This window comes from Ruminococcus sp. OM04-4AA (genome assembly GCF_003462585.1).
Classification (GTDB): Bacteria; Bacillota; Clostridia; order Lachnospirales; family Lachnospiraceae; genus Mediterraneibacter; species Mediterraneibacter faecis.
The window spans coordinates 1-7,357 of sequence record NZ_QTZH01000083.1; the positions used below are offsets into that span (position 1 = coordinate 1).

Genomic DNA, 7,357 nt, shown 5'->3' on the forward strand with positions numbered 1-7,357 from the left:
ATCAGTTGAAAGGTATTATGGAAAAAGATGAATTTGAAAAAAATTTTTAAAAAATTTATTTTTTGTGTAAAAATGCGTAAGTTTTTTTAAAATCTCAGTTGTTTACTTATCAGAAGACGATAACAAAAGAGGGGAAGATAGTTCTATGATAAGTAAGAAAATAATGTCAATTGCAGCAAGCACTATGATGTTTTGTTTTATGGTGTGTGCATCAGTGACGGGGGTTAAAGCAGATGATAGTGAAGTTAAAGTTGTCGATGGATCTTATTTAACTTCAGCAGACTCATCAACAGGTTATACACCGAAGAGTAATGAGCGTGGTGAACACCTGATGGATGGGGAATGTTCAATCACAAAAGCGGGAACAAAACGAATTTATACATATGGTGCAACGACGGCTAATCATACAGTAGATACAGTAGCAGTTATTGTGTATGTGGATCAGTATAGTGAGAAAGATGATGAATGGTATCAGATTGATGCTTTTTCCAAGAAGGTAGAGAATGATTATTATGTAGCAGCATCTAAGTCAATTCAAGTTGACCGAGGATACTATTACAGAGTGCATGCATCTCACATTGTATGTATGGCAGGCTCACCAGATGAGGAAACTTATTCCTACACTGATGGCATCTTAGTCCCATAAGCATCTTTCTCCCACACCAACGGCAGAAGATGCAGCCCGTGGGCTGGCCTAACAGCCGCTGCGCGGTGGTTCGCTCGGACACTCACAAATTAGATTCTAATAGATAAAAGTGAGAGCCTTGTTCCTTGATACACCACAATTAAATAAATGAGCATATAATCACCAGAAGCGGCTGTTAATCAGTCCATGGACTAGTAGGGCAGAAGGGAAGGATTGAATCAAGAGTAGCGATCCTTCCCTATTAGTTTGCTATTTTTTAACTATTTTCCTGTTGCTTCTTTCAGTGCCTGAGCAAGCTGATCCGGACAGGAAGTTTTCTTGAATCCACACTGGATTCCTTCCAGGCGTGAGATGGCCTCATTTACATCCATTCCTTCAACCAGGTGGGAAATTCCCTGCAGGTTACCGTTACATCCGCCAACGAAGGAAACATTATGAATCTTGTTATCTTCAATATCAAAGTGAATGCTCTGGGAACAGACACCTTTTGTTCTATAATCCATATCTAGATATCCTTTCTTTTTAAATTTTAGATCTTTAGTTACCTTTTGAATTATAGCAAATCAAATATAAAAAAACAATTTTTCTTTTCACATCTTTCATCATGATTTTCCTCAATACGACAATTTTGATTTTTGCTGTAGAAATCTGTAGAACGATTTATGCGGACAGAATATAAAATCAGGTTTATAATATCTACAAACGTAACGAAGGGGAGTCCCGAACAGTTACGCAATATTTTTAAAACCAGGAGGGGTTGCTATGTTAAGAGAACTGGCAGTGAACACAAGAGTCATCTATTATCTGATGGCACTTCTGGGCATAATCGGAGTGCTGGCGAAAGCAGTGAATCAGCAGACATTGAATCAAATGCTGAAGGCGGCAGGGAATATGTCCAAGAGTACACACCGACTGATAAAACTCGTAAGAGCAAAATACGAACATGCATGTATGGTACATGACAGTGTAGAGAATACGAATGCATTTGTGGAGAAATATATTTATGAATATAGAGGATTTTTGTTTGGGATTCATACCTGGAGACAGATGGAATTGTTGACGGTGTGGTTTGTTGGAATTCTTGCAGCTCTTGGTGCATTCGAATGTTATATTACTTATGGATTTTCAGATGCGGCGTATCAATATATAGAAACAGGATTAGCGGAGATGGTACTCCTTTTTGTTATCAGTCATCTTTCAGACGAACAGTACAAGCTTAATGCTGTCAGGATGTATATGGTGGATTATCTTGAGAATAATTGTGCATTTCACATAAAGAGACAGCGGACTACGGATAGAGAAGAATTGAATGTGATTGCTGCGGAGAATACCGGAAAGCAGGAGTGGGAAGAAAAGAAAGGGGAAAGAGAGATACACAGAGAAGACGACGTACAGATTGGAAATAAAACGAAAGCAGAGAGGACGGAGTTGCCGATCAATATCGAGGGGGAACCAAGAACGGTAGAGCCGGCAAGGAATCCGTCAGGAAATTCAGAGAGAGACTTAGATAGAGATTCAGGAAGAAATGCAGAAAGAGAAGCGGCGATTCGTCAGATATTGGAAGAATTTTTAACATAACGAAAACTAAAATTTCTTGAGCAGCATTTGTAAATAAGGTATAATAAAAAGCAGTTGGTAGCCGCCGGTCATGGAATATCAGGAATGGCGGCAGGGAAAGAAGAACCAACTGCTTTTTTAGGGCTTATAAACAAGAAAAGAAAGTAACTGATTAAGAGACAGGTACAAAGAGTAATAGGAGGAGTTGCCATGTTAAGAATAGGAATGCTGACCAGTGGTGGAGACTGCCAGGCACTTAACGCAGCAATGCGCGGTGTTGTAAAAGGAATTTGCAACAAGCGCAAAGATGTAGAAATCTATGGATTTAAAGATGGATACAAAGGTCTGATCTATTCGGATTTCAATATGTTGACATCAAGGGATTTCTCGGGAATCCTGACACAGGGTGGAACAATTCTTGGTACATCCCGTCAGCCGTTCAAACTGATGCGTGTGCCGGACAAGGATGGAATAGACAAGGTGGAGGCAATGAAACACACATATCATAAGCTTCATCTGGATTGTCTTGTTGTTCTTGGAGGAAATGGAACTCATAAGACAGCAAATCTTCTTCGTGAGGAAGGACTTAATGTAGTGACACTGCCGAAGACGATCGATAACGATCTGTGGGGAACAGACATGACATTTGGATTCCAGAGTGCAGTTGATATCGCAACAGATACGATTGACAGAATCCATACAACAGCAACTTCCCACAGCCGTGTATTTATTATCGAGGTTATGGGTCACAAAGTTGGTCATGTAACTCTGCATGCCGGAATTGCAGGCGGAGCAGACGTAATTCTTCTTCCGGAGATCCCATATGATATTAAAGCAATCAAGAATGTGATCGACAAACGTACACAGGCAGGTAAGAGATTTACAATTCTTGCTGTTGCAGAGGGTGCGATTTCCAAAGAAGATGCAAAACTGAAAAAGAAAGAGTACAAAGAGAAGCTGGCGAACAGAAAATATCCTTCTATTGCTTACGAACTGGCAGAACAGATCGGAAAAGAGACAGACAAGGAAGTTCGTATCACAGTTCCCGGACACACACAGAGAGGTGGCACACCTTGTTCTTATGACCGCGTATTTGCAACAAGAGTCGGAGCGAAGGCAGCAGAATTGATCCTGAATGAAGAATATGGATATATGGTAGCCATGAGAAATGGTGAGACAGTGAAAGTTCCGTTGGAAGAGGTTGCAGGAAAGCTGAAATATGTTGATCCGAACTGTGGTCTGATCAAAGAAGCGAGAACAATCGGTATCAGCTTCGGAGACGAGGTGTAATTCATGTCATATACGGCGCTATACAGAAAGTTCCGTCCTTCTGAATTCGAAGATGTAAAAGGACAGGATCATATTGTTACAACGCTTCAGAACCAGATTAAGGCGAACAGGATCGGACATGCGTATCTGTTTTGCGGAACGCGAGGAACCGGTAAGACAACGGTTGCGAAAATATTTGCGAAGGCAGTAAACTGTGAGCACCCGGTAAATGGAAGTCCATGCGGAGAGTGTGAGATGTGTAAATCTATCGCTGCTGGCACTTCAATGAATGTGATCGAGATCGATGCTGCATCGAACAATGGTGTTGATAATATCCGTGAGATCCGGGAGGAAGTGACATATCGACCGACAGAAGGTAAGTATAAAGTATACATTATCGACGAGGTGCATATGCTTTCCATCGGAGCATTCAACGCATTGCTTAAGACACTTGAGGAGCCGCCGGAGTATGTTATTTTTATTCTGGCGACGACAGAAGTGCATAAAATCCCAATTACGATTCTTTCCAGATGTCAGCACTACGATTTCAAGAGAATCAGCATTGAGACAATTACAGACCGTATGCGTGATCTGATGCAGACAGAACAGGTAGAAGTGGAAGAAAAAGCACTTCGCTATATCGCAAAGGCGGCAGACGGATCTATGCGTGATGCACTCAGTCTGCTGGATCAGTGTATTGCATTTTATCTGGGACAGAAGCTGACGTATGATCATGTGCTTGAAGTACTTGGCGCGGTGGATACGGATGTGTTCAGCCGCCTGCTTCGGAAAGTATTGGAAAGAGATGTTGCCGGAGTTCTTGATATCGTGGAAGATCTGGTTATGCAGGGGCGTGAACTGACCCAGCTGGCCGCAGATTTTACATGGTATCTGAGAAATTTGCTTTTGGTTAAAACTTCTGATAATATAGAGGACGTGCTGGATGTGTCTACGGAAAATATGCTGCAACTCAAGGAAGAATCAAAGATGATTGAACTTGATATGCTGTTGCGTTATATCCGTATATTCTCAGAACTTTCCGGTCAGTTGAAGTATGCGACGCAGAAGAGAGTGCTTCTGGAAGTTGCACTGATCAAGCTTTGTACTCCGGCGATGGAGACTGGTCAGGATGCACTTCTGGACAGGATTCGTGCGGTAGAAGACAAAGTAGAGAAAGGACTTGCTGCAGCCGCAGATATGCCGCAGCGAGTTGTTTACGTGAATGGAGATGATGCGTCATCATCCGGATCAGGCGTTGCGGGAAGCAGGAAGGCGAAACCGGAGCTGCCGAATGCAATTCCGGAGGATGTGCAGGAAGTGGTGAAGAATTTCCGTTCTATCGCGGATGAAGCGTCAGGTATGATCAGAGGCTTTCTTAAAAAAGCAAGACTGAGTCTTGGTGGTGACAATCGCTTGCTGATTGTACTGCCAGATGCCATGTCGGCAGATATGGTTGGCAGAGAAGATCATGTGCAGGAACTTGAACAGCTCATTGAAGAGAAGATTGGAAAGAAAGTCGAGGTGGATGTCCGTCATGTAGAAGAGGGCAGACACTTTGAGGATACATTTGTGGACATAGAACAGAAAATAAATATGGAAATAACAGTGGAGGATTAGACATGGCAAAGCGTGGAGGATTTCCAGGCGGCGGAATGCCGGGAAATATGGCGAATCTGATGAAGCAGGCACAGAAGATGCAGCGTCAGATGGAAGAGCAGCAGAAAGAACTTGAGACAAAAGAGTTCACAGCAGCTGCAGGTGGCGGAGCAGTAGAAGTAACTGTATCCGGCAAAAGAGAAGTAACAAAAGTAAAACTTGCAGAAGAAGTTGTAGATCCGGACGACATTGAGATGCTGGAAGACCTGATCGTAGCAGCGACAAATGAAGCACTGCGTCAGGTTGAGCAGGAGACAAATGCAGCAGTATCTAAGATGACAGGTGGATTTGGCGGTCTTGGAGGCGGAATGTTCTAATGGATTACTACAGTAATCAGATCAGCCGTCTGATCGAGGAGTTCTCGAGACTTCCGGGAATCGGGAATAAATCAGCACAAAGACTTGCATTTCATGTGATCAATATGCCGGTAGAACAGGTAGAAGGACTTGCGAATGCAATCGTAGATGCCCGCAAGAATGTCCGTTACTGTAAGGAGTGCTGTACGTTGACGGATAAGGATATCTGCCCAATCTGCAGCAATCCGGACAGAGATCATAAGACAATCATGGTAGTGGAGACACCGCGTGATCTGGCAGCGTATGAGAAGACCGGAAAGTACAACGGAGTCTATCATGTACTTCATGGAGCAATTTCTCCAATGCTTGGAATCGGTCCCGGGGATATCCGTCTGAAAGAATTGATGGAGCGTCTGCAGGGAGATGTGGATGAAGTGATCATTGCGACGAATTCCAGTCTGGAAGGCGAGACAACAGCAATGTATATCAGTAAACTTATCAAACCGGTCGGAATCAAGGTGAGCAGGATTGCCAGTGGTGTTCCGGTTGGTGGTGATCTGGAATACATTGATGAGGTAACACTGCTCCGGGCATTGGAAGGAAGAACAGAATTGTAAAAGCATTTGAGACACCGGCAGGAGGGACTGGCTATGGCGAAGAAAAAAGTTACATCTTCAGATGTGGCAAAGCGCGCGGGAGTTTCACAGGCAACGGTCTCGATGGTACTCAATAAGAAGTATAACGTCTCTTTTTCAAAAGAAGTAATCCAGAAAGTGGAGGCAGCGGCGGGAGAACTGGGGTATGAACTTCCGAAACGCAGAACACAGCGTGGAGAGCGACGAGAAAAACTGCTCGTTGTCATCAGCCCGAACCTGACAAACCCATACTATGTAATGCTTTTGCAAGGAATTGAATCAAGGGCAACAGAGCAGGGGTTCGGAATCTTTGTCTGTAATACACAGAGAGATTTAAAATTGGAAGAGCGTTATCTGAAAATGATCTCGACTCTGAATGCACAGGGAATTATCTATATGTGCAATCCGGGAAAATGCTTTCTCGGACAGCTCAAAGAAATGTCTGAAAGGATTCCGGTTGTTGTGATCAATAACCAGGAGAAGCATTTGGATGTAGATGCAGTGGAGTTGGACAATACAAAGCTTGGAAGATTAATGGGCAGACATCTTCTGGAACTGGGGCATCAGCATGTGGCATACATTACACCGCCATTAACTGCGAGACAGAAGCAGAGATTCCGCCGGGTGGAAGGTTTTCTGGATGAATTCAGGAAAGCCGGATATGGCGATCAGGTGATTGTAAAAGAAGCAGATGAAGAATTTGACCGGAATGTTCCGGGAATCGATTCAGAGTACCGCATCGGATATGATCTGACAAAAGAACTGCTCCGGACAGAAAAAGATCTCACTGCAATCGTGGGGCTGAATGATATGATCGCATTTGGGATTATGGATGCACTCCAGGATATGAAGTATAAAGTTCCCGGAGATGTCTCGGTTATGGGATGTGATAATACTTTATTTTCCAAAGTTAAGAAAGTGTCACTTACAACGATCGAGCATTTTGTGGTTCACAAAGGAATGGATGCCTGTGATATCATCATGAAAAAGATCAGTTCAAGGGACTGGAAGTATACGGAATTTGAACCGGTCAGTATTTATCATGTGGAATATGAGCCACAGATCGTGGTTCGTGGAACAACGTCTTATGCAAAGACAAAATAGTTGATGTATAGACGCTGGATTATTTAAAATTAATAAAAAATAATAAAATTATTACTAATAAAAATAACAAAAACAAACGATTCTGATTTTAGAAAATGTTGATAAAGCCTTTAAAATAAAGATTTTTATACAGAATATTCTGATTTTAGAAAATGTTGATAAAGCCTTTAAAATAAAGATTTTTATACAGAATA

Annotated in this window: 8 protein-coding genes; 7 read left to right on the forward strand and 1 reads right to left on the reverse strand. The window is 42.5% G+C overall.

Annotation, left to right across the window (positions count from 1 at the left end):
- The first annotated feature begins 145 nt into the window (after positions 1–145).
- Positions 146–646 carry a DUF6147 family protein gene (locus DXB52_RS14445; protein ID WP_181967900.1) on the forward strand — a complete coding sequence of 167 codons (501 nt, stop codon included), beginning with the start codon at positions 146–148 and terminating at the stop codon, positions 644–646.
- Positions 647–906: 260 nt separating this feature from the next.
- Here the strand turns inward: DXB52_RS14445 and DXB52_RS14450 are convergent, their stop codons facing one another.
- A complete protein-coding gene (locus DXB52_RS14450) occupies positions 907–1,149 on the reverse strand; it encodes a TIGR03905 family TSCPD domain-containing protein (RefSeq protein WP_117541734.1) in 243 nt (80 codons plus the stop codon).
- 259 nt (positions 1,150–1,408) lie between these two features.
- On the opposite strand from DXB52_RS14450, the gene DXB52_RS14455 reads away from it, so the two are divergent.
- From DXB52_RS14455 to DXB52_RS14480, 6 genes are all read left to right on the forward strand, one after another.
- Positions 1,409–2,224 carry a hypothetical protein gene (locus tag DXB52_RS14455; protein WP_117569628.1) on the forward strand — a complete coding sequence of 272 codons (816 nt, stop codon included), beginning with the start codon at positions 1,409–1,411 and terminating at the stop codon, positions 2,222–2,224.
- A 189-nt stretch (positions 2,225–2,413) separates the two neighbouring features.
- The gene (locus DXB52_RS14460) at positions 2,414–3,493 is read left to right on the forward strand and encodes a 6-phosphofructokinase (RefSeq protein WP_117498447.1); all 1,080 of its coding nucleotides are present in this window, start codon (positions 2,414–2,416) and stop codon (positions 3,491–3,493) included.
- Between the two features lie 3 nt (positions 3,494–3,496).
- Positions 3,497–5,089 (forward strand): DNA polymerase III subunit gamma/tau, encoded by a 1,593-nt coding sequence (gene dnaX, locus DXB52_RS14465; RefSeq protein WP_055165951.1) that lies wholly within the window; start codon positions 3,497–3,499, stop codon positions 5,087–5,089.
- Between the two features lie 2 nt (positions 5,090–5,091).
- The gene (locus DXB52_RS14470; RefSeq protein ID WP_015527646.1) at positions 5,092–5,445 is read left to right on the forward strand and encodes a YbaB/EbfC family nucleoid-associated protein; all 354 of its coding nucleotides are present in this window, start codon (positions 5,092–5,094) and stop codon (positions 5,443–5,445) included.
- On the forward strand, positions 5,445–6,041 hold the full coding sequence (gene recR / locus DXB52_RS14475; RefSeq protein ID WP_015527645.1) for a recombination mediator RecR: 597 nt from the start codon (positions 5,445–5,447) through the stop codon (positions 6,039–6,041). The genes DXB52_RS14470 and recR overlap by 1 nt, the downstream gene beginning before the upstream one ends.
- A 33-nt stretch (positions 6,042–6,074) precedes the next feature.
- On the forward strand, positions 6,075–7,163 hold the full coding sequence (locus DXB52_RS14480) for a LacI family DNA-binding transcriptional regulator (protein ID WP_117498449.1): 1,089 nt from the start codon (positions 6,075–6,077) through the stop codon (positions 7,161–7,163).
- Positions 7,164–7,357 lie beyond the last annotated feature (194 nt).